Origin of the sequence: Vibrio sp. 10N.261.51.A4 (genome assembly GCF_041471945.1) — a bacterium.
Lineage (GTDB): Bacteria > Pseudomonadota > Gammaproteobacteria > Enterobacterales > Vibrionaceae > Vibrio > Vibrio crassostreae_C.
This window is the reverse complement of sequence record NZ_JBFRPJ010000012.1, coordinates 51,414-76,326: the sequence shown is the minus strand read 5'-3', so window position 1 is coordinate 76,326 and position 24,913 is coordinate 51,414. Positions and strand designations below refer to the sequence as shown.

The following is a 24,913-nucleotide window of genomic DNA, read 5'->3' as shown; positions in this document are numbered from 1 at the left end:
CTCAGTTAACAGTGAAAGGTTAAAAATGATCGATGGGGAAACAACGAGCCATAATCGACTCATTGCTGGAATTATAGGAGTGGGTTGAACAAGTAGAACAGCCTCTCAAAGAAGCGATTACTAAGGTTTCTTTGCTCCCACTGTTCTAACTCTACAGAGTGGGATGAAGCGATATAAGATTTCTGCAGCTCAGACAGTTTTTGCGTGAAATGCACATCATCCACAGCCAGAGTCACTTCAAAGTTGAGCCACAAACTGCGCATGTCGATATTGACGGTTCCGATCAAGCAAAACTCTTCATCGATCACTACCGATTTGGTATGAAGAAGGCCACCGTAAAATTCATAGATCTTCACGCCAGCTTCAAGCAACTCGGTATAAAACGCACGAGAAGCCCATTTAACCATTAGTGAATCGTTATTGTGTGGAATGATCAGTTCTACAGTTACGCCGCGTTGAGCTGTCATCTTAAGTGTTTCGAGTAAGTCAGCACTTGGCACAAAATAAGGTGTAGTAATACGTACAGAATGATTCGCTTGATTGATGGCGATGGTCAGTACTTGTAAGATCAAATATTCCGGCATGCCAGGGCCAGACGGCACTACTTGAACCGGATGATGTGTCATGATTTCTTCAACTGGGCATTCAGGTATATCAGGGAGAATGCGTTCACCAGTCTCAACTTCCCAATCCCAGCCATGAATAGCGGATAACACATTAACGGTTGGCCCAGTCACTCTGACCATTACATCAATCCACTGACCAACGCCGGAACTTTGTTTGAAGTGAGCAGGATCGACCATGTTCATTGAACCCGTATAGGCGATAGTCTCGTCAATCACAATGATTTTGCGGTGTTGTCTTAAATCTAGGCGACGTAAAAAAATACGCCATGGGCTCACTTCTAGTGCTTGTACGACTTGAACGCCTGCGTCCTTCATCATTGACTGCCAGTGGCTTTTGAAAAAGCGAGGGCTACCGGCTGAATCGAGCAAAACTTTAACATCTACGCCACGTTTTGCAGCGCGAATCAGCGCAGAGGCAACCGAATCGGTCAGGCCACCTGGATGCCAAATATAGAAAACCATCTTGATACTGGTTTGTGCATTTTCTATATCTTCGATAATTGCGTGTAGGATCTCGTTTGGTGAAGATTGCAGCGATAGAGTGTTTCCACTGAGTGCAGGGATGCCCATTCGATTGTTACAAAGCTCGTCAATCTTATGGATAGGGGAGCCGACTTTCCCTGGTTGGTGAAGTTGGCAATCATTCAATTGACGGAACCAGTCGCCGAAAGGGGTAAACATACGATGAGCGCGTTCAGCCCTTTTTCTGCCTAGGTTTAGCTCACCAAAAAGGAAGTAACAAGCTACACCAACAATCGGGATAATGTAGATAACCATTAGCCAAGCAAGAGAAACGCTGACAGAGCGTCGTTTTAGTACAACACGAAACGTCACACCGGCTACGAGAACCCAGTACAAAACAACAGAGGCCAAAGTTAAAAAATGATAAAGCTTATCCACATTGAATACTCGAAAAAAGAGACACTTAGATAGTAATGCTATTTAACGGATATGGGAATTTAAGGATTCAACTATTTACAAAATAGAGCAAAAGATGTAAATAGGTTAAAGTTGTTAAGTTTTGGTCAACTTAAGAAGAAAACGATTGTTTTGTATGAAAAGTCGGCATTTAACCATAAAAATTTACATCTTTAACGAAATTTGTACGGTGTGCTCTTCCAATTTTATTCTTAAACTGGTTTACTTGCTAGACAACGAGCGTCAATCAAACCTTTTAGGTGTGTAAATTTATTTATACACCTTCCTTTTAAAGACGCCACCCAAAGCAAAACACAACATCACATAACACAAAAGTTTGGAGTACACGTGGCTACTAGTAATACAACCACAACACCCCGCGATACCTGGGGTTCGAAGTTAGGATTCGTAATGGCTGCAGCAGGTTCTGCTGTTGGCTTAGGTAACATTTGGAAATTCCCATACACAGCAGGCGAAAGTGGCGGTGGTGCATTCGTTGCCATTTACCTGTTTTTTGTAATTTTTATTGGTTTCAGTGTCATGCTGACTGAATTTGCGATTGGCCGTCATACGCAAAAATCAGCAGTAGGTGCATTTAAAACAACTGACCGTCGTTGGACGTTCGCTGGCGTTATCGGCGTATTCAGTGGTCTACTTATCATGGGTTTCTACCCAGTAGTAGGCGGTTGGTCAATCGCATACATCGGTAAAATTGCAGGTGGTCTTCTAGACGCACCAGAAGCAATTGGTGATAGCTTTGGTGGCTTTATCTCAAACCCAGTTCAACCACTAATGTGGATGGGCTTATACCTACTACTTAACGTTGTTATCGTTATGAAAGGTATCTCTGGTGGTATTGAGAAAGCAGGTAAGATCCTGATGCCGCTTCTTTTCATTATCCTTATTGTAGTATCAATCAAAGGCATTATGCTTCCGGGCGCGATGGCTGGTCTTGAGTTCCTATTCAGTCCTGACTTCTCTAAAGTAGACAGCAATGTAATCCTAGCCGCTCTAGGTCAAGCATTCTTCTCTCTAAGTCTTGGTATGGGTTGTATGATGACATACGGTTCTTACCTTAAGAAGAAAGAGAACCTAGTTCAGACAACAGCAATGGTAACCGCAATGGATACTGGTGTTGCTATTCTAGCTGGTGTTGCAATGTTCCCTGCAATGTTCGCGTTCGGTATGGAACCTGCAGCGGGCCCTGGTTTAGTATTCGTTGTTGTTCCTCAGCTATTCGCTGAAATGGGCGGCGTAATCGGTCTTCTATTTGCTCTTATGTTCTTCGTTGGTTTGAGTGTTGCGGCACTAACATCTTCAGTATCTCTACTTGAAGTTGTGGTTTCTTACCTAATCGATGAGAAAGGCATGAAGCGTGTAACAGCGGTACTGTCTGCAAGTGTTGTAATGGCGATTCTATGTATCTTCGCTTCTCTATCACTTGGCGGCTTCGGTCCAACACTGTTTGATACTGGCGCGTTCGACATTTTCGACCTACTAACGGATAAGATTTTCCTAGCGGTTGGCGGTATGTTGGTATGTATCTTCGCTGGTTGGAGACTAAACCGTGCAGACCTAGAGAAAGAAATCACTAACGACGGTGAAGTCTCTTTCCCACTATTTGGTCTATGGTACACACTAGTTAAGTACATCATCCCTGTAGCTATCGCAATCGTTGCGTTCATGGGTATCTCTTCTGGCTTCGATAGCGGTAAAGGTGCAATCATGCTACTAGGTATTGGTATCATTGCCGGTTTTGCGCTGATTTCTAAGAAGTTCTAATCGCAAGATAAAGTAATTTGATAAACGGGAGCTCATTAGCTCCCGTTTTTTTATGTCTGGAACTTAATTATCTAAGAAAAATAACCATTAAAGGTATCCGTCTGATAGCCGATATAAATGGAACGAATAGCTGTTAGAGCTATATTTTGATTTAGGTAGGTGTTGTTTGAAATTGTCAGTGAGAAAGAAACTGTATGCCGGTTTTGGCTCTATATTGGCGGTGCTTGTCACGTTAGTCGGTATTGTATGGATGGAAGTTATTGGCGCTCATAAGAGCGCCGATGAGATTAGATTAGATGATGTACCGGGTACCGTTACCTACCTTGTTTTGATCGATGAAGCTGGAGATGTCTATCGAGATGCTCTGGGTGCAATCACTCTGGTCGATAATGCACTCAATGATTATCGAACCAACAAGAACGAATTTGCTCAAGCTATCGAGCAGGCTAAGTGTTTGGAGAGTAGAGGTTCGGAAGACCACCGCCGTATTCAGCGAATTGAAGACCTGATGGGGCGTTTCACTCAAGAGTTTGAATCAAAGCTTGTGCCGAAGATCAATGATGAAGCTGCGCTACTAGCCAATATTCAACAGCTACGATCTTTGTATGAGAGCAATCTTATCCCTATTGAGAACTTACTGGATCAAGCGTCAGCAAGTGAGCGCGCAGATACAGAACAGTCACTACTGACACTAACCGACACGTTTATTACCATCGAGCGCACTATCATGGTGTTGTCTGCGATTGCTATCGTCTTCGGTTGTGTGATTGCATATATGTTGTCGAGTTCTATTACTAATCGCCTGACTCGTGTTGAACAAGTAGCACGCCGCGTGGCAAATGGTGATTTAACCGCAGGTGACATTACCGATGAGTCTGGTGATGAACTGGCTGATCTTGCTAGTTCGATTAACCAGATGCAGAAGTCGTTAGTGGACTTATTAGGTTCTATCTCTTCTGTGACCCATGAAGTTCAATCTGTTACGGGCGAACTATCTTCTATTAGTCAAGACATCGTAACGGGCGCTTCTGCTCAAGCTGATAAGGCCAACTTAATTGCAACGGCTGCTGAAGAGTTAAGCTTGACCATTTCAGAAGTGGCGCAGCAAGGTACTTCAACTTATGAAGAAGCACGTCGCTCAGAAACCTCTGCAGAAGATGGCCGCAACGTGATTGTTGAGATGGTGGTGAGTATTCAACAAGTGTCGACTCAAATGAGCGATATGTCGTTGCAAATGAATACTCTAGGTTCTCACGGTGAGCAGATTGGTAGCGTTATCAAGGTAATCGAAGACATTGCTGAGCAAACTAACCTGTTAGCTCTTAACGCTGCAATTGAAGCGGCACGTGCAGGCGAGTTTGGTCGTGGTTTTGCTGTGGTAGCCGATGAAGTGCGAGCGCTAGCAGAAAGAACAACCAAAGCGACACGAGAAGTCTCGGGCATCATTCAATCGATTCAATCGGGCACTCAAGAAGCGGTGACTTACACTCAAGATAACTGTCGTTTAGTTGAGATTGGTGTTGAGCAAAGCTCAGGTGCGGTTTCGGCTCTAGAAGCGATTGTGAGCGGTGCGGGCAATGTACAAAGCATGGTTAACTCTATTGCGACTGCGGCAGAAGAACAGACGGCTGTGACCAAAGAAATTGCAGCGGACATTGCCGCGATTAGCGATATCTCTGAGCAATCTCTGCAGCTAGCAACTCGTAGCTCCGAAAATACATCAGGCTTGAACGCTAAGGTTGCTGAGCTAGAAGCATTAGTTGGTAAGTTTAAACTGGGGTAAAGCGGTAGCTTGGTTCTATTTACCTATTGGTAATCGAGTAAAGACCACGCACTGATCGCTAGTTGCTGAAAAGAAGCCCAACGATTCAATATTTATTGAGTGAGTTGGGCTTTTTCGTAGCTGGAATCTGGGTTCAGACGAGGTATACTCCACGTTCTACAATGGAGCTAGCCTTTACATGTTCGATATTCTTCTGAACCACTCTGATTTTTTACTTATCAATAAGCATCCTGGAGTCAGCGTCCACAAAGACGATGGCGATACCATGTTGCTTCAAGAAGTTGCTAAGGCAATTAATGAGCCTAAGCTGTATCTCGTTCATCGACTAGATAAAATGACTTCGGGCATTCTGCTGCTGGCAAAAAATGCGTCGGCGGCGAGCGAGCTTTCACAGCTATTTGCAAAGCGTGAAGTAGAAAAATACTACCTTGCGATTGGCTCTAAGAAGCCAAAGAAAAAGCAAGGTTTGATCTCAGGAGACATGGAGCGTTCACGACGCTCAAGTTGGAAACTTCTGACATCCAAAGAGAACCCGGCGATTACTCAGTTTTTATCAGCAACGGCTGAACCCGGTGAGCGTCTGCTGTTATGCAAACCCTATACAGGGCGAACTCACCAGATCCGTGTCGCGATGAAGTCGATCGGCTCAGCCATTGTTGGTGACCCTATTTATAATCCATCGAGTGAGGCTGACAGAGGTTATCTACATGCCTTCGCGATTCGATTTGCCTATCAATCACAAGCCTACGAATATGTCTGCGACCCAAGGAGCTTAAACTCTTTGGGTGAGAAGTGGCATCAGGAAACCGTGTCGAACGGTTTGGACAGTTGGCTTGAACCTTGGTCATTAACTTGGCCAAAGCTAAACACTAAGTGAGTGAAATAATGGAAGCATCAGCTTTACCTCTGTTTTTTAGTCATATTGAACAGCAACTTAATGAAGTACCAAACGAACTACGCCGTATTTTCCACGGGCGCGGTAAGTTTTGGCCTGGTCTAGAGCAACTGACATGTGACTGGGTTGATGGACAGCTACTGGTTAACGTGTTTAAAGAAGTCAACGATGAATTCTTGTCATCTCTTAAAGCTGGATTGGTTGAACTCACCAACAAAGATATCTGGCAATCAAAGCAGGGCACAAGCATTGTTCTGCAACACCGTTATGCCGATGGTGCGCCTTCAGAGGTTCTATGGGGTGAGTTGAATGACTCTCCGGTTGTGGTTGAGCATGGCCTTAAGTACCAATTAGACATTGGCCGTAATCAGAACTTCGGTTTGTTCCTAGACATGCGTAATGGTCGTCAGTGGGTACAAGATAATGCCAAGGATAAGAACGTTCTTAACCTGTTTGCATACACTTGTGGTTTCTCTGTCGCGGCTATCGCTGGTGGCGCTCGTCAATGCATGAACGTGGACATGTCACGTGGCTCGCTAAACAAAGGTCGCGATAACCACCGTCTGAATGAACACGATATGCGCTCGGTTAACTTCCTTGGCTACGATATCTTTAAGTCGTGGGGGAAAATCAAGAAGGGCGGCCCTTACGAGCTAGTGATCATCGATCCACCTTCGTTCCAAAAAGGCAGCTTCGCCCTAACTAAAGATTACAAAAAGATCTTACGTCGCTTGCCTGATCTTCTAACAGAAGGCGGAGAAGTGATTGCTTGTGTTAACTCACCAGCAGTATCGCCAAACTTCCTAATCGAGACGATGGTAGAAGAAGCGCCAAGCGTTGAATTCATTGAGCGTCTGGACAACCCACCTGAGTTTGTCGATGTCGACCTTGATTCAAGCCTAAAGGTATTGAGGTTTAAAATCACGGCTTCAGCTGAAGCTTGATGTCATGATTTAGCGGGCATTATCCATACTAATATAGAAAACGCCGCTCACAATGAGCGGCGTTTTTATAGGTGCAAGAAACTAACTCATTTATTAACTAGCTTGGTTTTTTAGTGTCTGAAAACCAAAATAAATACGCATGAACGTGGTTAGCCAACAAGCTGCACCAAAGGTGTAAGCGATAACCGCAAAGTGTTGAGGCCAAATACAAAACGCGATGAAACAAGCGATGGTTTCAGTGCCTTCGGTTAGCCCTGACATGTAGTACAGAGACTTATGCTTATAGACTGGGTTTTCAATGCCTCGCTTGCCTGCCATAACCGCAAACGCTAAAAAGCTGCTGCCTGTGCCGATAAAAGAGAAGATCAAAAATGCACCGGCAATGGCGTTGTGTTCTGGGTTGGCAATGACAAATCCAAAAGGGATCAGCGAGTAGAATAGGAAATCTAGGCTGATATCGAGGAAACCGCCCGCATCACTAATGCCTTGGATTCGAGCCAAGGCTCCATCAAGCCCATCACATACTCTATTAAACACAATGAAGCCTAACGCCCACTCATATTGTTGAAATGCCAACGCTGGAAACGCTAAACACCCAATCAGAAATCCGAATAACGTGGTTTGATTGGCCGTGATACCCAATTGGTTTACTAACTTAGCAGACTGATTTAATGGCCACTTAATGACCTTAATGGAGTACTTATCCAGCATGGTTACTTCTCCATGGCCAAGACAGTACTTCTGCCCCTTGAGGTACATCGGCTTCGTCGTGCGTGACCATTAATGTAGGGATATTCGCTTTGGTCAGCTGTTCGAAGACCCAATCGCGAAATTGTGCTCTGAGCTCTTGGTCTAACTTACTGAACGGTTCGTCAAGCAGGGCGAGTTTAGGCTTGGCTAACAACATACGAGTCAAGCTTATTCTTGCGCGTTGACCGCCGGATATTTGATCCGGGAAAGATTCAGCTAAGTGAGTTAGCTCTATGTCTTTTAGTGCAGCCATTGCTTGTTTTTGGCGAGCGGAACCTTTAACAGAGTTCGGTAACGAAAAGGCCAAGTTTTCCCATACTTTGAGGTGCGGAAACAACAAGTCATCTTGAAACAAAATACCGACTTCACGCTGATGTGATGGAAGCTCGTCGAGCTGAATATTGTTCAACACAACGGTGCCAGAGTACGAAAAATCTTCACTTAAGTGACCAGCAATCGCATCCAGTAAGGTCGACTTTCCGCAGCCACTCGGCCCCATCAAAGCCAGTATTTGGCCAGATTCTAATGTGACGTTTAGCGCTGAGAACAGCGAATCTCCATCGGTTTTACGGATGGCGAGGTCGTTGAGGTACAGACTCATTACTTAGGAAACCTTTAAAAGTAAGGCGGCGATATCTCAGTTGAAGTCGGCTGACTAATATCGCTAAAGAGAAAAAGAACAGAGGCAATAGGGCCTGCCAAATGGCATAGATTGCTGTCACCCTGCGGTCGAAACCACTGGTAAGTGCAACGGCTTCTGTGGTGATCGTGCTAATACGGCCTGCGCCGAGCATTAATGTTGGAAGGTATTGGGCCAAACTCACGCTGATCCCGACCGCCCAAGCAAAGGCAATCGCAGGAAGCAAGATTGGTAGTTTGATCGAATACCAACTCTGAAATGGCGATTTACCTAGGCTCAGCGAGGCTTTAATCAACCCATCATTGAAGCTTTTCCACGGGCCATCCAAAGACAGGTACACAAACGGGAAAGCAAAGAAAACATGCGCCCAAATCACCCAGAACTCATAGGCACTACTGCCGATGTAGAGGGTCGTGACTTGCATACCAAACAACACTGAAAGCTGTGGTATTAGCATTGGAATAGCGATAATGAAGCCCGGAACTTGCCACTTGTATTTGATTCTGTATTCGTGAGCAACCAGCGCAAGCAACAAAGCGATTGAAGCAGCAATCAGACCAATCCATAAGCTTTGACCAACGGTGCTCATGATGCCTTCCCACTCGAACTCCCAGAAGCGCGTGCTGTAGCGGCTCGGCAGTAAATCAGGGAAGCGCCAACGCTGAGCAACGCTCCAAATTACCATTAAAGGAATGATCAGCAGTGAAAGGCTAGCAAGGACAGTGAATACCGTTTTCCCCGGAAGGTTTGCCCCTGTTCTTCCGGAATACTGCCAAGTTCGAAAGTACTTAAGAACCGCCCATTCAACTAAACGCGCCAAGGCGATGATCAACGAAGCTAAACCAAACAAAACGATGGCACCAGCAGCAGCTCGCGGAAGTAGGTTAAGATCCGGATCGTTGAACCATTGCCATACCAAAACGGCAAAGGTCGGCGGGTTGGTTGGGCCTATGATCAAAGCAATATCGACAACCGAGACACTGTAAGCGAGTACCGCCAGCATTGGGAAACGAAGCTTGGTAAACCATTGTGGGAAAATACATTTCCACCAGATCTGAGCGCGGCTGTAACCGAGCGATGCACTGACCTTGGTGATACGCTCTACATCAATTTGCTGAAGTATCGAAATGCTCATCAGCAATAAGAAGGGGACTTCTTTGAGTGCGAGCATAATAATTAAGCCGAACGCGTATGGGTCTTTCACCAATAACGCCAATTCAGAGCTGGTAGCCGATTCGCCGAGCAAGTGATGTACCGCTCTTGCGCCAAGCCCCGTTGGACTAAACAGAAAAGCAAAGCCGATAGCGAAAGCTACATGTGGAATGGCAAGCATTGGCGATAGCGTAAACTCAATCTTTCTCCAAAACTTGTTTCCCCAAGAGGCTTGAAGAATACAAAAGGTCAGGAAGCAGGCTATATAGCTGCTTGCAATTGCTGAACCTAGGCTTAAGCCAATAGAGTGCCAAGCCCCTTCCCATTGAAAGACTTGGCTAAAACCGTTGAGTGTCGGCTCCTCTAAACCAAGGGGCGGGATGAAACTCAGTGACGAAGCCACGACTCCCGCTACCCCAGGAATGGTCGGGATAATGCATACAGCTATAACAACAAAATATAGAGCGCGTAGCATGAAGACTAGTTACCGTATCGCTTAAGCCACTCTTTCTCGAGCGCGTTTTGCCAGCTAGGGTGTGGTTCATCAACCGATTTAAATTGCTGGGTGTTTTTAGCGCTGCCAGTGAGGTACTTGCTGCTCAGAACCGAAGGATCGCCCCAAACATTGAGGTCCCCCTTGCGAGACTGTGCTTCAGGGCTCAGTAAGAAGTTAATGGTCACTTGAGCACCCGCGGTTGCATTGGCGTTCCAAGGAATCGCAAGGAAGTGAATGTTAGATAGAGCGCCGCTTTCTAGAGCATAAGCCTTAGTGGTTTCGGCTAAGCGACCACTGGCTTGTGCTGAATAAACAGAGTTTGGATTAAACGTAATCGCGAGATCGATCTGTCCGTCATCCAGAAGTTGGATGCTTTCCGATGTGCCTGCTGGGAATTGTTTGCCACCGCGCCAAGCCACTTTATGGAATTTATCTAAGTAAGCCCACAGTGGTGCCGTCACTTCTTGGAAGTTGTCTTCTGAAACCGGCTGAGCCAGTGCAGGGTTATTGTTTGTTAGTTCAATCAATAGAGACTTAATGAAGCTCGTGCCATGAAATTCTGGTGGGTGAGGGTAGCTTAAGCGATTTGGGAAAGCTTGAGCGTAGCTCAACATCTCTGAAAACGATTGTGGCGGGTTGTGTAGTGTCTCTTGATCGTGAATGAACACAAGTTGTCCCACGCCCCACGGTGCTTCCAAGCCTTCTGTCGGCTCTGAGAAATCAACATCAATCGGCAGAGACTTATCGACATACTGCCAATTTGGAAGTGACTCTGTAAATGGCCCAAACAATAGCGCGTTGTCTTTCATCGAGCGGAAGTTCTCGCCATTAATCCAGACGATATCGACGCTGCCTTCACTGTTCTTTCCTGCTGCTTTTTCAGCAAGCAGTCGAGTGGTGGTTTCCGCAATATCGGTCACTTTCACATGCTTTAACGTGACACCGTAGTCACTTTGTAATTTCTTGCCTGCCCACTGTAGGTAACGATTGATCTCTTGGCTTCCGCCCCAAGCGTGAAAGTAGACAGTTTCTCCCTCTGCCTGCTGTTCTATTTGGTTCCAGCTGTCGGTGGATGTTGCTTCATCAGCATAAATGGTTGCGCTGTATGCAACGGTTGCCATGATTCCTAACGTACTTACTATCTTGTTCATAAACTTTTCCATTTGGTAGTGAACGGGCAAGAGCATTGTATTTTCGAACTCCCTAGTGCGTATTGACCCTTCGTGGTTAACGAAAGATCAACATGCCCTAATAGTTATTCTATCTGTTTCTGAAATAAATTCTAATTCAACAGTAAATTCAATCAATTACTTGAGAATAAGCAGGGAGTTCGCGGTCGAGTTTTGTTCGATACGTAATCATCTCGAAAACTCGACAGACTCTAGGCTTTTGCCATCCTAGCAACAGACCGCTGAACCGTTGAATTTATTGCATCTAAATGAGAGATTTTTGAGGTTTATTGGAGGTTGGTACGAAAAGTCGGCGATGAGCGTCAATTTTGAAGAAGTAGTGAGGGCAAGCTGACAATAAAAAAGGAGCCATCAGGCTCCTTTAATCAGTATTTGGTTTCGATGACGGATTAGTTTACCCAGTCACGAATTGTGTACGTTAGCGTGTGTACATCGTTTTTCAGTACTAGCGTATCGTTTGTTAGCGTTACGTCGCTCCACTCGCTTAGAGTAGCAGAAACCGATTGTTCGATTTCCATCGCAGAGCCGTGACACATTTTCATTGTCATGCCCATTTGCTTGATACGGAATTGACCGTCTTTCAGCTCGCCTTGACCGAAGAAGTTGTTACAACCAGCCATGCCGTTTGCAGTCATCTTTTCGCCGATCTCTAGACGAGGAGCTGCTTGGTCTTCGCTTTTCACAATGTCCTTGCCATCAATTTGCGCAAGTTCCCAATTATGGTGCTGTAGATCGGTTGGTGTTACTTGCATCGCGTTGTCACCTGTTGTTGTGCATGCTGCTAGCATCATAGGTAAAGCGGCTACTGCTAGTAATTTTTTTGAACTAAACTTCATATTATAAGGCTCCAAAGGAAAGAACGAAGTTACCGGATAAGTGTAACTTGATGGGTTCAAAGTATAGTTTACAAAACACTATATGTGTCAGTATAAGGTCATAGTTTAGTATGGATTTCACGAGCCAGGCGACAAATTAATCGCTTATTTTTGAGAGAGTAAGCGTAATTTTGAATGTGTAAGGAGGCATGGTGGAGCAGTTAGAGTTTTTCCAAGTTCCAAGCCCTTGCGTTGGGGTTTGTTCAAGCGATGACAAAGGCTATTGCAACGGTTGTATGCGCAAGAGAGAAGAGCGCTTTAATTGGATGTCGATGACACCGTCAGAACAATTGCACGTGATAAAGCTGTGTCGTCAGCGCTATAGAAGAAAAATAATGAATCAAAAAAACTTGATTGGTAAGCAGGTCGATGAAGAGGGAAATACCAGTCCCCAAAGAGATCTTTTTGGCTAAAGAGGAAGTATTTAGATTTTATTTAACTCCGAAGTAACTATTACTTTACATAATGGTTGGGGTGTAATATTAAAGTAGGTACCTTTGTACCTGAAGGAGTGGTGTCGGTATGAATAAAAAGAACGTAAAAATCAAAAAAGAGCCAGTCAAAGCACTTGACCGAAAACCGATCGGGGCAAAAGATGACCCTGAAGAGACTCCGCGTGATTGGCATTCGATGTCAGAAGAAGAACGAATGGAAATCCTTTCTCACCTCTCAGACATGCCTTTCCAATAACACCACTGGTTCTTCAGAGCCTTTCTTAAAGCTCAGTTTTCAGAAACAAAAATGTGATTAAACAAACATGTGATTCGCTTTCGTTACACCACGATGGTACGTGCAAAATGTATCATCGGCCTCGGTGGTTTTACTGTGAATCTTAATGTTTGTGATCACTTCTACCGCCCCTGCATCGTAGCAAGCTTGTTCTGCTTTTTTAACGATATCGAGTAATTGGTTGAGTTCACCTTTCATCGTAGTTTCCATCGCACCGACTTGGAAAGGCACATCGGCAGCTTTCACAACTTCAATGGCTTTATCAACCACTTCGAAGTTGTTGCCTTCTTTAACGCGAGGTATCACTTGGAAGGCAACCATCACTTCTTTTTCTCTTTTTAACTCAGACACTTTCTGCTTACTCTAGGATAGGGAATTGTTGCAGATGATAGGTTAATTCGGAGACGAATTCTACAGCGATTATGCTGGTTGGATTACTCTCTTTGTCCTACTTGTTACCCCAGTGGTCACTTACCCAACCACCTATGTGCTCATCAAAATGACTGCCACTGAACCTCTGGTTGCGTTCAACCGAAGTATCACAATCATCTTTATTATCTATTAGGCTTTGTATGTAGTTTGCCATCGGGTCATTGGAACGTTGACGATCTCGGCGAGTTGCCACTTCCTTAATCAGTTGTAATCGATATGTAGAGCTAGCACGTTTCATTTCAATGACCTCCTGTTGTAGACACTAATAGAAAAATCTAGTTGCTAGATATAGGGGCGTCAACGTGATTTAAGAGTATTTTTTTTGAGCAACCAAGAATCAATACGTTGGCATCATAATTCACAAAAGTGTCATTTAAGTTGGCAACTTTAGGGAAGTTTTTGGGTGTGAATTTGTATTTTGTTGCATATAAAAAAGCCCAGTACAAACTGAGCTGACCATTCTATTTCTGGTTACTTAGAGTTATTTCTGGTTACTTAGAGCTATTTGGTTTGCTTTTAAATTGCTTAATGCTTTTCTTTTTAGCTGTTCTTCGATTGGCCATTTTATCTTTAGGTGGACGCTTGCGAGCGGTCGTTTCAGATGCAGGTTTGTCGGTAACCGGGAAACCCTCTAATGGTTGCAGCACTAACGGCTTATTGGTCAAGGTGCGAATCGCATTGAGGTAGTCAGTTTCGCTGTGGCTAACCAGAGAGACCGCGCAGCCAGTACTTCCTGCTCTTGCTGTACGACCAACGCGGTGTACGTAAGTTGCTGAGTGAGAAGGTAATTCGAAGTTAATTACGACAGGTAATTGATCAATATGAATGCCTCTAGCCATCACGTCTGTCGCGATAAGCACACGAGTCTCGCCATTTTTGAAACTTTCTAATGCTTGCTCTCGTTCTTCTTGGCTCTTATTTCCATGTAACGCACTCACACTGATTTTGGCTTTATTCAATCGTTTGGTTAATGCATCGGCATTGTCTTTTGCGCCAATAAATACCAATACTTGCGGCCATGTGTGTTGATTGAGTAGTGCGATGAGCGCTTGAGCTTTACTGCCTTTGTTCACTAAATACAGGGTTTCTTCAATAGCCGCGACCACGCTGTTTTCTTGATGTGTCGTGACCTTAACTGGATTTGAAAGAAGCTCTTCAGCCTGACCTACTAATTCGGGCGGAAGTGTCGCAGAGAACAACAGTGACTGACGTTTGCTCGGTAGTGCTGAAGTAATCGCTTGAATATCTGGCCAAAATCCCATGTCGATCAGGCGGTCGGCTTCATCAAGAACCAATGATGAACACCGAGCTATATCCAGTTCATCACTTTTGATTAAAGCAAGTAGGCGGCCCGGTGTGGCGATGGCTAATTGTGGTTTAGTCGATAATTGTTGCTGTTGATCATCAGTATTTACGCCGCCCGTTAGCGTTACCAATTTGATATTGAGCGTTGTCGCGATCGGTTCTAAAGATTTGGTCACTTGAGATGCAAGTTCACGGGTTGGAACAATGATCAGTGCTTGCAGTTCATTCACATCTTGGTTGATGTTATTCAGTAAAGGTAAGCCGAACGCCAATGTTTTACCGCTGCCCGTTTGAGCCAATGCGAGTACGTCTTTCCCCGCAATAATGGTAGGAATTACCGCTTGCTGTATCTCTGTCGGCTTATTGAATTGAGATGAGAGCGCGGAGACGGTTTTTGCGTTAAGGGTTAGGCTATCAAATGACATAAATGAACCAAGTATCAAAAAGGAGGTGGAGTCTATCAGGGCTACAAATGTTAGAGAATCAGTTTTGTATGTTAGACGATAAACACATTCATTATACGCGCGAATTATGTCTGTTAGCTATACGCGATAATTAAGCGTTTATCATATTGTAATGGCACTGAATGGACGTACAATGTCCGCCCTAAAAATGTTCATGAAATGAGATCGAAATGAGTTGGGACAGTATCTGGCTGTTTATCGTTATCGTGTTTTTTATTGCCATTATCCCGGGCCCAAATGCGCTGTTGGTATTAAGCACAGCCTTAACTCAAAGGAAGCTGTTCGCATTTGTGGACGTGTTGGGCGTGTCATGTGGTTTCTTTTTTCATGCCTTTATCTCGGCTAACGGCATAAGCTTATTACTGTCGAACACTCCCATGGCCTTTGAAGGGCTAAAGTGGGCTGGGGTTTTGTATCTTGTCTGGCTTGGGTATAACCATTTTCGTGCGGCGCTGCGCGCTCAAGAGGGCGTGCTCTCTGTGGTCAGTGCATCGGGAAGTAAGCTTTATAAGCAATTTTTCAAAGGGCTTCTCACTAATCTACTGAATCCTAGAATTGTCCTGTTTTATCTTTCTATATTCCCTCAATTTGTTTCAACAGATGCGATTGTGACAGACAGTTTGATACTTGGTGCAATTCAAGCGTCAGTGGTGTCGATGTGGTTCTTAGTTGTGATCTTAATGGCGGATACCTTTAAGCGCTTGTTAGTTCAAAAGCGCACCTCGCAAATGATGAACATTGTGTGTGGGATTCTATTCGTGGGCTTCAGCATTCAGTTGGCATTGTTTCAGCTTTAGGGTGCGATGCGAAGAATTGGGTTTTTAGCTATTGGTTCGGTTCATTTCCGGCTTAGTTCTCGTTTCCATCTTAGTTTTCATTTCCGATTCAGTTCTCATTTTTTACTGAATGCTAAGCAATCAGTGTTTCTCTGTATAAATCTCTAAAGCATTAGCTCGGGAAGTCGATATAATTATTAGCTATCAATTTGGTGAATGTGTTTATTTGAGACCAATTGAAGCTACAGCCTATTGCTTGACCGAAATAACAGAGACAGGGAGTCACCAATGCGTGAAGATTCATTCACCCAGAAACGCAAATATTACCGCTTAAAGTACCCTCAAAAGGCTCGTCCGGTGATGCGAATTAAGGATGAGCTTTTTCATGTCAGCGAAGTTTCTGAAAAGGGTGTACGCCTGATGATGCGTAACATCATTCCGGTTTATCGTGGCTTTTCAATGGCCGGCACCTTGAGGTTGCATGACAACAACAGTATCGATATTAGCGGTGCTGTATTGCGACAAGAAGGTGACGAAGTGATCGTTCAGTTATCACAAGGTCCGAGCTTCAAAGATATGGTGTCTGAACAACGCCACATTAGGCAAAGATACCCAGTGTTTTTTGCTAGCCTCAGAGTGGCATAGAAAGCTTTTAAAGTTAGATTCACTCATCCAAGCCGATATTAAAAAGCCCAGCACTTTCACAAGTGCTGGGCTTTGTTCTATCTATAGCCCAGATTCTTATAAACCAAAGGCGATACAGGTAAAGCTAATGAGCTTAGTTCGCCTTATAGTTCGTCTACTGTAGCCCAAACTGCGGCTAGCATATCGTGACCAAACGCGACACTTCGTTCTGGAGACCAGCCGTAAAGTTCGTCAGCGTGACTGATGTGATCTTTAAATGGCATCTCGACGGTGTAAGCCAAACACTTGAATTGCTCACCAATCCAGTTTGTGCCAACTGTCATGTTTGCTTTGCCTGGTTCGTCTTTATCGTAACCAAATTCATCTTGGAACTCTGGCGTGATAGTGAGCAGTGCTTGCTTGAAGTGGCTCTCTAGCTTCGCGATGCGCTCGTTGTAAGAAGGTGTGCCTTCGCTACCTGCTACAAAGTTATATGGAATCGCTTCGTCGCCGTGAATATCTAGACACAGGTCAACGCCCGTTTCCAGCATACGCTCGCGAACAAGGAATACCTCTGGGCTGCGTTCCATAGAAGGTGATTGCCATTCGCGGTTCAGGTTTACGCCAATCGCGTTAGTACGCAGGTGACCGCGGATGCTGCCATCTGGATTCATGTTTGGTACAACTCTGAACACAACGCTGTCTAGAAGAGAGCGACCAACCGTATCTGTTTCATCAAGTAGGCGTTGTAGCAGGCCTTCGATCAGCCATTCAGCCATCGTCTCGCCAGGGTGTTGGCGACCAATAACCCAGATGTTTTTCTTCTCTTCACTTGGCTCGCCGATGGTTAGCAAAGTGATGTCGTTGTTGTCTAGCGTCTGACCTAGAGTTTCAAGCTTACAAGCAGGGTGCGTTTGAGCATTGTGCAGAAGATCTTGGTGACGATCGTATGAGTACGGCGCGAAGTACGCGAAGTACATTGAATCGTGTTCAGGGATGATATCGAAGCTTAATGTATCGCCATCGAACTGAGATGGGATACGGAACCACTCTTCACGGTCATACGATGCAACTACATCGTAATCTTTCCAGCCTTCAGGGTAGGCAGATGTTGCCAATTGACCGATTTCAAAGTGGTGAGATTGTTGAGCTTCACTTTCTAAGCGGAAGTGAAACCACTGAGAGATTTCAGTTTGGTAGTCTGCTGGGATCGTCAGTTGAATGTTTTGTGGTGAATCTGCAGAAACGACGTGAATGTTGCCGCTTTCGAAATTGCTGAAAATTTTCATTGTAGTTTTTATCTCGTAGTTGAGTTGCCGTAAGACTAGCACACTTTTTTTCGAGCAAACCACTAACTAAATCGTAATGAGATGTTATTTCAACTATCTACTTTTTAGTTCTCTACTTTGAGCAGTACTTCCTATCTATCGACGCTGACAAGTTGTACACCCACGACAGGCTGAACGTGTGTGGCGATCTAACTTGCTGCGTTGAACCTTACAATAAGCGTTTTTCAGCGCTCTTCTTCCTGAGAACCAATCATCGGGTTTTGACAGGATCAGATAACCATTAAAGCGTTTCATAAGCTCGACTCTATTTTGGTTGATGAACTTGCTATCAAACCCAATTTCGAAGTAATCAAGCGCTTGTTCAATCGAGGTGAAACTCGCCATTTTTTGTTGGAATTCTGTTTGGTTCATTGAGTGAGGAGTTTATGAAAAATAGATAGCCAATATTGTAATAGATTTACAATTTACTTCTTTGACTTAGAAAGCCGTTTTGTCTCGTTGATGTTGGATTAATCAATAATGAATATTTAACCGCTGCCTCTTATTTGGTGGGTGATTGTATCTGGTGGGGAATAATTTCGTGAAGTGACCTTGGGTTCTCATAAAGGTTCAATTTTTGTTCCTCAGAATGCGATTTATGATCCAAATCAAACTGATCTACCCCTAAAGTACTATTCTGATCTTAATTGTAACCAATTGTTGAAGATGATTAAGAATTATGACAATAAAAAAACGTTATATCGCACTAATAGCGGCGGTTGGTATAGGTATTGGCTGGTTAACCTTAGGGGGAACTGCAGCCGTTATGCACTATACATCGAGCACTGAGTTTTGTGTTTCTTGCCACACAATGGAAGCACCCCACAAAGAATACCAAGGTTCTGTACACTTCAGTAACGCAAAAGGCATTCGAGCTGAATGTGCCGATTGCCACATTCCAACTGATCCGATTGACTACGTGATCACCAAAGTAAGAGCGTCCAAAGACATCTACCACGAATTTATTTCAGGTAAGATAGACACGCCTGAGAAATATGAAGCACACCGTGAAGAGATGGCTGAGACAGTTTGGGCTCAATTCCGCGAGAATGACTCAGCGACTTGTCGCTCTTGTCACGAATTCGATGCAATGGAAGAGTTCGAGCAATCTCGTGATGCAGCAAAAATGCATGCTTATGGTCGTGAAAATAACCAAACGTGTATCGATTGTCACAAAGGCGTTGCACATTTTGCTCCTGAAGCTCAGCTAGATAGCAAAGCGTTCGATACCCTGATCGCATTTACGAAAAACACGCCAGCAGATGCGAAAGTGGTTTACCCAGTAACCGATATCGCAATGGGTGACTTCGGCAGTGTAAACCCAACAGCAGAACTGCAAGTGGTTAAGGCTGAAGGCGACAACCGTACTGTGACTTTGAATGCATTCCAAATGAAAGGTGCAGAGCAAGTGCTTTACTTCGGTGAAGGCCAACGTGCAATCGTTGCGACATTGACAGACAAAGGTCAAGAAGCACTGACTACTGGTGACTATAAAGCAGATGCTTATGGTAACGAGTGGCGTTCAGTTGCGCTAACGGGTGATATCACTTCTCCAGTTGTCGATAAACTAAACCCAATCTGGTCTTACGCAGAAGAGTTGGACAACGTTTACTGTGCAACGTGTCACGCGAAAATTCCTTCAAACCACTTCACTGTGAATGCTTGGGGGCCTGTTGCGAAAAGTATGGGCGACCGTACAGACATTTCTGAGCAAAACCTTGAGCTGCTGACTAAGTACTTCCAAAACCACGCGAAAGACGTTGTTGGTCACTAAAGAGAATTAGAAGGATAAAATTATGACTAATATGACACGTCGTGGATTTATGAAAGGCACAGGTATTACAGCTGGTGCGTTGGCATTCACATCTTTGACGCCGATGAGCGCAATTGCTTCGGACAAACGTGGTTCTGGTGTTCTAACATCAGGTCGTATGGGACCAATGCTGTGTGAAGTGAAAGATGGCAAGTTAGTGTCGACGACGAATGCACTGGCACAAACGGTTCCAAATAGCCTGCAGACCACAGGCCCTGATCAAGTACACACCAAAGCGCGTGTTAAGTACCCTATGGTTCGTAAAGGCTACTTGGCTAACCCATCTGCACCTGAAGGTGTACGTGGTAGTGATGAATTTGTTCGTATCTCTTGGGATGAAGTGTACAAATTGATTCACCAACAACACTCACGTATTCGTCAAGAGCACGGTGCGGAATCTGTATTCGCAGGCTCTTATGGCTGGCGTTCAAGTGGTGTTCTGCACAAAGCGCAAACGCTTCTACAACGTTACATGAGCATGGCTGGTGGTTACTCTGGTCACTTAGGTGATTACTCAACAGGTGCTGCGCAAGTTATCATGCCGCACGTTGTGGGTTCGATTGAGGTGTATGAACAGCAGACGACTTACCCAGTTATCCTTGAGCACAGTGATGTGGTGGTACTTTGGGGCCTAAACCCAATTAACACCTTGAAGATCGCTTGGAGCTCAACCGACTGTGCAGGTCTTGAGTTCTTCCACCAGTTGAAGAAGTCGGGCAAGACAGTGATTGCGATTGACCCAATGCGCTCTGAGACTATCGAGTTTTTTGGTGACAACGCAGAGTGGATTGCTCCTCACCCAATGACTGACGTAGCCATGATGATGGGTATCGCACACACGTTAGTGAAACAGGGCAAGCACGATAAAGAATTCTTGGGTAAATACACAACAGGTTACGACGTATTCGAAGCTTACTTGATGGGTAAGGAAGACGGCGTAGAAAAATCTGCTGAGTGGGCGTCTGAGATCTGTGGTGTGCCAGTGAAGCAGCTTGAGCTACTTGCGGATATCTTCAGTAAGAACCGTACTATGCTGATGTCTGGCTGGGGTATGCAGCGTCAACAATACGGTGAACAACGTCACTGGATGTTGGTTACGCTAGCGACAATGCTAGGTCAAGTTGGCTTGCCTGGTGGTGGTTTCGGTCTTTCTTACCACTACTCAAACGGTGGTAACCCTGCTCGTGATGCAGGCGTACTTCCTGCGATTTCAGCGTCACTTGGCGGTGGTTCTTCGGCGGGTAACGATTGGGCTGTTTCAGGATCTGTGAACGCATTCCCTGTAGCGCGTATTGTTGAAGCGCTAGAAAACCCGGGTTCAAGCTACCATCACAATGGTCACAACCTAACGTTCCCAGAGATCAAAATGATCTGGTGGGCAGGCGGTGCGAACTTTACTCACCACCAAGATACCAACCGCTTGATCAAAGCTTGGCAAAAGCCTGAGCTGATTGTTATCTCAGAACCTTACTGGACAGCAGCAGCTAAGCACGCGGATATTGTTCTGCCAATTACTACATCGTTTGAACGTAATGATATGACGATGACGGGTGACTACAGTAACCAACACTTAGTGCCAATGAAGAAAGTGGTTGAGCCACAAGGTGAAGCTCGTAACGATTTCGATGTATTTGCGGACATGTCTGAGTTACTTGCTCCGGGTGGTCGTGATGTGTACACCGAAGGCAAGACCGAGATGGAATGGCTGTATGGTTTCTACAAAACCGCACAGCAAGGTGGTCGTGGTCAGCGTATCGTAATGCCTAACTTCAGCAAGTTCTGGGAAGATAATCAGTTGATCGAGATGAAGTGGAACGAGAAGAACGCACAGTTTGTTCGTTACGCTGATTTTCGTGAGAACCCAATCATGAACCCACTAGGTACACCAAGTGGCAAGTTCGAGATATTCTCAAGAACCATTGAAGGTTACCAACTAGATGATTGCCCTGCACACCCAACTTGGTTAGAACCAACAGAGTACACAGGCAACGCTAAAGATGGCGAACTGCAACTGATGACAGCGCACGCCGCGCACCGTCTGCATAGCCAGTTCAACTACGCGAAGATCCGCGAAGAGTATGCGATTGCAGACCGTGAACCGATTTCAATTCACCCTGAAGATGCGAAAGCTCGAGGCATTAAAACGGGTGACTTGGTTCGTGCACATAATGGTCGTGGACAAGTATTGGTGGGTGCATTAGTGACGGACGGCATCAAACAAGGCTCTGTATGTATCCATGAAGGCGGTTGGCCTGATTTAGATAAAGAGACAGGCCTATGTAAAAACGGTGGCTGTAACGTGCTTACGTTAGATATCCCGACTTCTCGTTTGGCGAATGGCTGTGCTGCAAACTCTGCGCTTGTGAAGATTGAAAAATACACAGGTCCAGTATTAGAACTCACGGCATTTGATCCACCTAAAAACGGCTAATCTTTAACAAGTAATAGCTAACTGAATGAAGCCAGCCTAATCGCTGGCTTTTTTTGATCCTTTTCTTGCGATGAAGACTATTACTCAATGTCGGCTAGACATCCCATAATAATCAATGACATCTAAGCGAGAAATAAGCTCATGAATCGAATCAATCCAAAGAAACTACTTCGCAGTAAATGGACGGCCGTTAGCCCAATAAAGAAAGAAAAACACTTCATGGTCACAGAGGTCGAGTTTGAAGAAGGGGAGGTCATTCGTTGTTTAATAGAAGCGGTGATAACCAAACGTGAGGAAGACATCAACTGGCGGGATCTCACCGACAAGGATCATTGGCTTCCCGGTTGGAAATAAGGATAGCAAGTAGGGAGCAGTCCTTATTTCTAATTACCCGCTGCTGCACGTCCTTGCCAGTATTTAAGGCCTTCTAAGACACCCTCAGCATGTGTTGCTCTACTCGTGTATACGTTGTCTCTATCCGATAGGTGAGCAACCTCTGGGTAATGGTTAGCAACCAGTATCGAGTTTACGCCCTCAATCGTGAGCATTGAGGTGTCGTTAGCTGAATCACCTGCGACACACACTTCTGCAACGCTCAAATCGTGTTGTTCGAGTAGGTGGTGAATCGCAGTCGCCTTGTTTACGCCTTTTGGTGTGATATCTAAGTACCAATCATGAGAGTAAGTGAGGTGAACATCTAATCCGTGCATCTCCAAGCTAGATTCAATCAGTTCGTGTTGAGGCTCTGAAAGCTTTCCTTCAAAGGTGATCTTGTAATCGCCTTGATGGTTCTCTATCCGCTCACCCATAAAATCAAGGGGTGCGAGAGCCGTCTCTACCTTTGATTTGTTCCAAGAAGCTTCCAGTTGGTTATGCCAAACATGGTCTGGTTTTTGGGAATGAACATGATGAATTTTAGTGCCCACATCGCTAATAATACTGTGTGGTTTCGGGTAGTTATCCGATTCTAAACCCACTCGAATCGAAGGTAATGTTCTTCCTGTCGCGATGATAAAGCGAATATCAGGTTGCTCTGTGAGGTAATCAAATAGCTGGTTAACACCGTGAGATGAGCCCCCATCAAGCGTACCGTCAAAGTCACACACCAACATTTTTATCATTCGAATTCCTTGTCTTTTTCTCTATTTCGGCACGGGAAAATGTTTATTTCTTTTATAAAGAATGGCTCAGCAATGAGTACTCTACAAGGCGAAGTCCAGCTTAGATAACCATCAATTGACAGTTTGCAGCAAGTATCACAGTTGGTGTGATGTATTAAAATTCTTGGTCTAAAAGGTTGATTTCAACTCGCTGACTTTAGCTGGTTGACCTTTGGTTTTTAGGTAGATATTGAGAGCTGATCTTATCTTTTCTACCGACCTAACTTTCGCCTCGGAAACATCATGAAAGCTTAATAATTAGTTCGCGTTCGAATTATTTGTGCACGAACTAATTATGGCTTTTGTTGGTTCATTCAGCCTATTAATTACTCTAATGTAAAACTAATATTCAATAATCTACGACTACGTAATACATAATATTGGCCGTACGCTTATCTAATTTATCCCTTTTATTATCAGTAGCTTGCTTTGTTTTTGCTTGTTTTTGCTTGTTTTTGGTCTTGTTATTGCTGGTCTGGTTTCAGTCTGTTGCCTTGTTTTACCGAACGAAGAACCTTGATTTACACGTGTCAATTACTTAGAGTGCTAATTGTTTTTTGGGTTTAAATAACCAATTTAAGTTTAAATAACTGATAAAGGATTAGATTACATGGATCCCATACTGGAAGTTAAGGGACTGTACAAGGTGTTTGGTGAAGACACCGACCGTGCTTTTACAATGATTAATGAAGGCGCAAATAAAGATAAAGTTTTCGAAGAAACAGGGCTAACGATCGGCGTTAACGATGTTTCTCTTAGTATTCAAGAAGGCGAGATTTTCGTCATAATGGGACTGTCAGGATCTGGCAAATCAACCCTAGTACGCCTCCTTAACCGCTTGATCGAACCTACCAAAGGCAATGTGCTTCTTCGAGGCAAAGACATTGCCCACATCTCAGAAGATGAACTCCGCGAAGTTCGCCGCAACAACATCTCCATGGTTTTCCAAAATTTCGCTTTGATGCCGCATATGACGGTTATCGAGAATGCCGCGTTTGGTCTAGAGCTTGCGGGTGTCGAAGTTGAACAACGAAAGCAATCAGCACTTGAAGCACTTGAGCGTGTTGGCCTTGGCGCATATTCAGAATCTTACCCAGATGAGTTGTCTGGTGGTATGAAGCAGCGTGTTGGTTTGGCTCGTGCACTAGCATGTGACCCAGATATCTTGTTGATGGACGAAGCGTTCTCGGCGCTCGATCCTTTGATTCGTACTGAAATGCAAGATGAGCTTATTCGCCTTCAAAATGACGATAAACGAACCATTGTTTTTATCTCGCATGATTTGGATGAAGCGATGCGTATCGGTGACCGAATTGCGATTATGCAAAATGGCGAAGTGGTTCAAGTCGGTACTCCAGACGATATTCTTAGTAACCCAGCGAATGATTATGTCGAAGCTTTCTTCCGTGGTGTGAACGTAGCAAGCGTACTTACTGTGAAAGACATTGCGCGTAAGAAGCCAGCTGCGGTATTTAAAAAATCAGAACACGATGGCCCAGCGTCCGCTCTACAAATTTTGATGGATAACGACCGCGAGTACGGCATCGTAGTTGAGAAGAGCAGCCGTTACTCCGGCATTGTCTCTATCGACTCGCTTCGTAAAGCCCACAAAGAGAACAAATCACTCATCAGCGCACAGCTCGATGATGGACTAACGCTGAACCCTGATTTACCAATCAATGATGTGCTTGGCCTAGTTGGTGGTGTGCCTTACTCAGTGCCTGTTGTGGATGAGCAAGGTAATTACTTTGGCGTGGTGACTAAGTCACGACTGTTACAAACATTGGATAAGGGGTAGAT

General features: G+C 44.7%; 24 protein-coding genes. 12 read left to right on the top strand and 12 right to left on the bottom strand.

Annotated elements, in window-relative coordinates; genetic code table 11:
- Positions 1-71: 71 nt before the first annotated feature.
- On the bottom strand, positions 72-1,526 hold the full coding sequence (gene cls / locus AB4384_RS03975; RefSeq protein WP_017065339.1) for a cardiolipin synthase: 1,455 nt from the start codon (positions 1,524-1,526) through the stop codon (positions 72-74).
- 366 nt (positions 1,527-1,892) lie between these two features.
- Between cls and AB4384_RS03970 the strand changes: the two genes are divergently transcribed.
- From AB4384_RS03970 to AB4384_RS03955, 4 genes are all read left to right on the top strand, one after another.
- Complete coding sequence (locus AB4384_RS03970; RefSeq protein WP_050543975.1) at positions 1,893-3,326, top strand: sodium-dependent transporter; 1,434 nt, start codon at positions 1,893-1,895, stop codon at positions 3,324-3,326.
- A 166-nt stretch (positions 3,327-3,492) separates the two neighbouring features.
- Positions 3,493-5,109 carry a methyl-accepting chemotaxis protein gene (locus AB4384_RS03965; RefSeq protein ID WP_372128934.1) on the top strand — a complete coding sequence of 539 codons (1,617 nt, stop codon included), beginning with the start codon at positions 3,493-3,495 and terminating at the stop codon, positions 5,107-5,109.
- A gap of 178 nt (positions 5,110-5,287) precedes the next feature.
- Positions 5,288-5,986, top strand: coding sequence for a TIGR01621 family pseudouridine synthase (locus AB4384_RS03960; protein ID WP_017060318.1), 699 nt, complete (start codon positions 5,288-5,290; stop codon positions 5,984-5,986).
- Between the two features lie 8 nt (positions 5,987-5,994).
- Positions 5,995-6,948 (top strand): class I SAM-dependent methyltransferase, encoded by a 954-nt coding sequence (locus AB4384_RS03955; RefSeq protein WP_102320317.1) that lies wholly within the window; start codon positions 5,995-5,997, stop codon positions 6,946-6,948.
- Positions 6,949-7,041: 93 nt separating this feature from the next.
- On the opposite strand, the gene AB4384_RS03950 is transcribed toward AB4384_RS03955, so the two are convergent.
- The 5 genes from AB4384_RS03950 to AB4384_RS03930 all read right to left on the bottom strand — a co-directional run bounded on the left by AB4384_RS03950 (position 7,042) and on the right by AB4384_RS03930 (position 12,012).
- Positions 7,042-7,659, bottom strand: coding sequence for a CDP-alcohol phosphatidyltransferase family protein (locus AB4384_RS03950; protein ID WP_102321515.1), 618 nt, complete (start codon positions 7,657-7,659; stop codon positions 7,042-7,044).
- The gene (locus AB4384_RS03945; RefSeq protein WP_017068056.1) at positions 7,649-8,299 is read right to left on the bottom strand and encodes an ATP-binding cassette domain-containing protein; all 651 of its coding nucleotides are present in this window, start codon (positions 8,297-8,299) and stop codon (positions 7,649-7,651) included. Before AB4384_RS03945 ends, AB4384_RS03950 begins: the two co-directional genes overlap by 11 nt.
- Positions 8,265-9,965, bottom strand: a complete 1,701-nt coding sequence (locus AB4384_RS03940; RefSeq protein ID WP_017065762.1) for an ABC transporter permease — start codon at positions 9,963-9,965, stop codon at positions 8,265-8,267. The genes AB4384_RS03945 and AB4384_RS03940 overlap by 35 nt, the downstream gene beginning before the upstream one ends.
- Positions 9,966-9,970: 5 nt before the next feature.
- Complete coding sequence (locus AB4384_RS03935) at positions 9,971-11,137, bottom strand: ABC transporter substrate-binding protein (RefSeq protein WP_102321517.1); 1,167 nt, start codon at positions 11,135-11,137, stop codon at positions 9,971-9,973.
- 428 nt (positions 11,138-11,565) lie between these two features.
- Complete coding sequence (locus AB4384_RS03930) at positions 11,566-12,012, bottom strand: META domain-containing protein (RefSeq protein ID WP_004734625.1); 447 nt, start codon at positions 12,010-12,012, stop codon at positions 11,566-11,568.
- A 188-nt stretch (positions 12,013-12,200) separates the two neighbouring features.
- Between AB4384_RS03930 and AB4384_RS03925 the strand changes: the two genes are divergently transcribed.
- Complete coding sequence (locus tag AB4384_RS03925; RefSeq protein WP_017060324.1) at positions 12,201-12,464, top strand: DUF1289 domain-containing protein; 264 nt, start codon at positions 12,201-12,203, stop codon at positions 12,462-12,464.
- 109 nt (positions 12,465-12,573) lie between these two features.
- Positions 12,574-12,741 carry a hypothetical protein gene (locus tag AB4384_RS03920; RefSeq protein ID WP_017060325.1) on the top strand — a complete coding sequence of 56 codons (168 nt, stop codon included), beginning with the start codon at positions 12,574-12,576 and terminating at the stop codon, positions 12,739-12,741.
- A 57-nt stretch (positions 12,742-12,798) separates the two neighbouring features.
- Here the strand turns inward: AB4384_RS03920 and AB4384_RS03915 are convergent, their stop codons facing one another.
- The 3 genes from AB4384_RS03915 to AB4384_RS03905 all read right to left on the bottom strand — a co-directional run bounded on the left by AB4384_RS03915 (position 12,799) and on the right by AB4384_RS03905 (position 14,942).
- Positions 12,799-13,101, bottom strand: a complete 303-nt coding sequence (locus AB4384_RS03915) for a thiamine-binding protein (RefSeq protein WP_017065764.1) — start codon at positions 13,099-13,101, stop codon at positions 12,799-12,801.
- A 127-nt stretch (positions 13,102-13,228) separates the two neighbouring features.
- A complete protein-coding gene (locus tag AB4384_RS03910) occupies positions 13,229-13,450 on the bottom strand; it encodes a hypothetical protein (protein ID WP_372128932.1) in 222 nt (73 codons plus the stop codon).
- A gap of 253 nt (positions 13,451-13,703) precedes the next feature.
- Positions 13,704-14,942: a DEAD/DEAH box helicase gene (locus AB4384_RS03905; protein ID WP_017071932.1), complete on the bottom strand. Its 1,239-nt coding sequence runs from the start codon at positions 14,940-14,942 to the stop codon at positions 13,704-13,706.
- A gap of 209 nt (positions 14,943-15,151) precedes the next feature.
- Between AB4384_RS03905 and AB4384_RS03900 the strand changes: the two genes are divergently transcribed.
- Positions 15,152-15,778, top strand: coding sequence for a LysE family translocator (locus AB4384_RS03900; RefSeq protein WP_372128931.1), 627 nt, complete (start codon positions 15,152-15,154; stop codon positions 15,776-15,778).
- A 267-nt stretch (positions 15,779-16,045) separates the two neighbouring features.
- Positions 16,046-16,402 carry a hypothetical protein gene (locus AB4384_RS03895; protein WP_017060329.1) on the top strand — a complete coding sequence of 119 codons (357 nt, stop codon included), beginning with the start codon at positions 16,046-16,048 and terminating at the stop codon, positions 16,400-16,402.
- Positions 16,403-16,545: 143 nt separating this feature from the next.
- Here AB4384_RS03895 and AB4384_RS03890 read toward each other — a convergent pair whose 3' ends face one another.
- Entirely contained in the window at positions 16,546-17,670 is a 1,125-nt protein-coding gene (locus AB4384_RS03890; RefSeq protein ID WP_017060330.1) for a M14-type cytosolic carboxypeptidase, read from the bottom strand.
- Between the two features lie 135 nt (positions 17,671-17,805).
- Positions 17,806-18,081 (bottom strand): nitrogenase-stabilizing/protective protein NifW, encoded by a 276-nt coding sequence (locus AB4384_RS03885; RefSeq protein WP_017060331.1) that lies wholly within the window; start codon positions 18,079-18,081, stop codon positions 17,806-17,808.
- 307 nt (positions 18,082-18,388) lie between these two features.
- Here AB4384_RS03885 and AB4384_RS03880 point away from each other — a divergent pair, with 307 nt between their 5' ends.
- The 3 genes from AB4384_RS03880 to AB4384_RS03870 all read left to right on the top strand — a co-directional run bounded on the left by AB4384_RS03880 (position 18,389) and on the right by AB4384_RS03870 (position 22,307).
- On the top strand, positions 18,389-19,483 hold the full coding sequence (locus AB4384_RS03880) for a NapC/NirT family cytochrome c (protein ID WP_372128928.1): 1,095 nt from the start codon (positions 18,389-18,391) through the stop codon (positions 19,481-19,483).
- 22 nt (positions 19,484-19,505) lie between these two features.
- A complete protein-coding gene (locus tag AB4384_RS03875; protein WP_017071931.1) occupies positions 19,506-21,953 on the top strand; it encodes a molybdopterin guanine dinucleotide-containing S/N-oxide reductase in 2,448 nt (815 codons plus the stop codon).
- Positions 21,954-22,094: 141 nt separating this feature from the next.
- Positions 22,095-22,307: a TIGR02450 family Trp-rich protein gene (locus AB4384_RS03870; RefSeq protein ID WP_372128926.1), complete on the top strand. Its 213-nt coding sequence runs from the start codon at positions 22,095-22,097 to the stop codon at positions 22,305-22,307.
- Positions 22,308-22,336: 29 nt separating this feature from the next.
- On the opposite strand, the gene AB4384_RS03865 is transcribed toward AB4384_RS03870, so the two are convergent.
- Positions 22,337-23,074, bottom strand: coding sequence for an HAD-IIB family hydrolase (locus AB4384_RS03865; RefSeq protein ID WP_048609434.1), 738 nt, complete (start codon positions 23,072-23,074; stop codon positions 22,337-22,339).
- Between the two features lie 649 nt (positions 23,075-23,723).
- Between AB4384_RS03865 and proV the strand changes: the two genes are divergently transcribed.
- The gene (proV, locus tag AB4384_RS03860) at positions 23,724-24,911 is read left to right on the top strand and encodes a glycine betaine/L-proline ABC transporter ATP-binding protein ProV (protein ID WP_017067805.1); all 1,188 of its coding nucleotides are present in this window, start codon (positions 23,724-23,726) and stop codon (positions 24,909-24,911) included.
- The last annotated feature ends 2 nt before the right edge of the window (positions 24,912-24,913 follow it).

What these genes read in the sequence shown, in the direction of transcription:
- AB4384_RS03960 (WP_017060318.1), top strand. Translation starts at nt 5,288, where the DNA reads ATGTTCGATATTCTTCTGAACCACTCTGATTTTTTACTTATCAATAAG.
- AB4384_RS03955 (WP_102320317.1), top strand. Translation starts at nt 5,995, where the DNA reads ATGGAAGCATCAGCTTTACCTCTGTTTTTTAGTCATATTGAACAGCAA.
- AB4384_RS03950 (WP_102321515.1), bottom strand. Translation starts at nt 7,659, where the DNA reads ATGCTGGATAAGTACTCCATTAAGGTCATTAAGTGGCCATTAAATCAG.
- AB4384_RS03945 (WP_017068056.1), bottom strand. Translation starts at nt 8,299, where the DNA reads ATGAGTCTGTACCTCAACGACCTCGCCATCCGTAAAACCGATGGAGAT.
- AB4384_RS03940 (WP_017065762.1), bottom strand. Translation starts at nt 9,965, where the DNA reads ATGCTACGCGCTCTATATTTTGTTGTTATAGCTGTATGCATTATCCCG.
- AB4384_RS03935 (WP_102321517.1), bottom strand. Translation starts at nt 11,137, where the DNA reads ATGAACAAGATAGTAAGTACGTTAGGAATCATGGCAACCGTTGCATAC.
- AB4384_RS03930 (WP_004734625.1), bottom strand. Translation starts at nt 12,012, where the DNA reads ATGAAGTTTAGTTCAAAAAAATTACTAGCAGTAGCCGCTTTACCTATG.
- AB4384_RS03925 (WP_017060324.1), top strand. Translation starts at nt 12,201, where the DNA reads ATGGTGGAGCAGTTAGAGTTTTTCCAAGTTCCAAGCCCTTGCGTTGGG.
- AB4384_RS03920 (WP_017060325.1), top strand. Translation starts at nt 12,574, where the DNA reads ATGAATAAAAAGAACGTAAAAATCAAAAAAGAGCCAGTCAAAGCACTT.
- AB4384_RS03915 (WP_017065764.1), bottom strand. Translation starts at nt 13,101, where the DNA reads ATGGTTGCCTTCCAAGTGATACCTCGCGTTAAAGAAGGCAACAACTTC.
- AB4384_RS03910 (WP_372128932.1), bottom strand. Translation starts at nt 13,450, where the DNA reads ATGAAACGTGCTAGCTCTACATATCGATTACAACTGATTAAGGAAGTG.
- AB4384_RS03905 (WP_017071932.1), bottom strand. Translation starts at nt 14,942, where the DNA reads ATGTCATTTGATAGCCTAACCCTTAACGCAAAAACCGTCTCCGCGCTC.
- AB4384_RS03900 (WP_372128931.1), top strand. Translation starts at nt 15,152, where the DNA reads ATGAGTTGGGACAGTATCTGGCTGTTTATCGTTATCGTGTTTTTTATT.
- AB4384_RS03895 (WP_017060329.1), top strand. Translation starts at nt 16,046, where the DNA reads ATGCGTGAAGATTCATTCACCCAGAAACGCAAATATTACCGCTTAAAG.
- AB4384_RS03890 (WP_017060330.1), bottom strand. Translation starts at nt 17,670, where the DNA reads ATGAAAATTTTCAGCAATTTCGAAAGCGGCAACATTCACGTCGTTTCT.
- AB4384_RS03885 (WP_017060331.1), bottom strand. Translation starts at nt 18,081, where the DNA reads ATGAACCAAACAGAATTCCAACAAAAAATGGCGAGTTTCACCTCGATT.
- AB4384_RS03880 (WP_372128928.1), top strand. Translation starts at nt 18,389, where the DNA reads ATGACAATAAAAAAACGTTATATCGCACTAATAGCGGCGGTTGGTATA.
- AB4384_RS03875 (WP_017071931.1), top strand. Translation starts at nt 19,506, where the DNA reads ATGACTAATATGACACGTCGTGGATTTATGAAAGGCACAGGTATTACA.
- AB4384_RS03870 (WP_372128926.1), top strand. Translation starts at nt 22,095, where the DNA reads ATGAATCGAATCAATCCAAAGAAACTACTTCGCAGTAAATGGACGGCC.
- AB4384_RS03865 (WP_048609434.1), bottom strand. Translation starts at nt 23,074, where the DNA reads ATGATAAAAATGTTGGTGTGTGACTTTGACGGTACGCTTGATGGGGGC.
- proV (WP_017067805.1), top strand. Translation starts at nt 23,724, where the DNA reads ATGGATCCCATACTGGAAGTTAAGGGACTGTACAAGGTGTTTGGTGAA.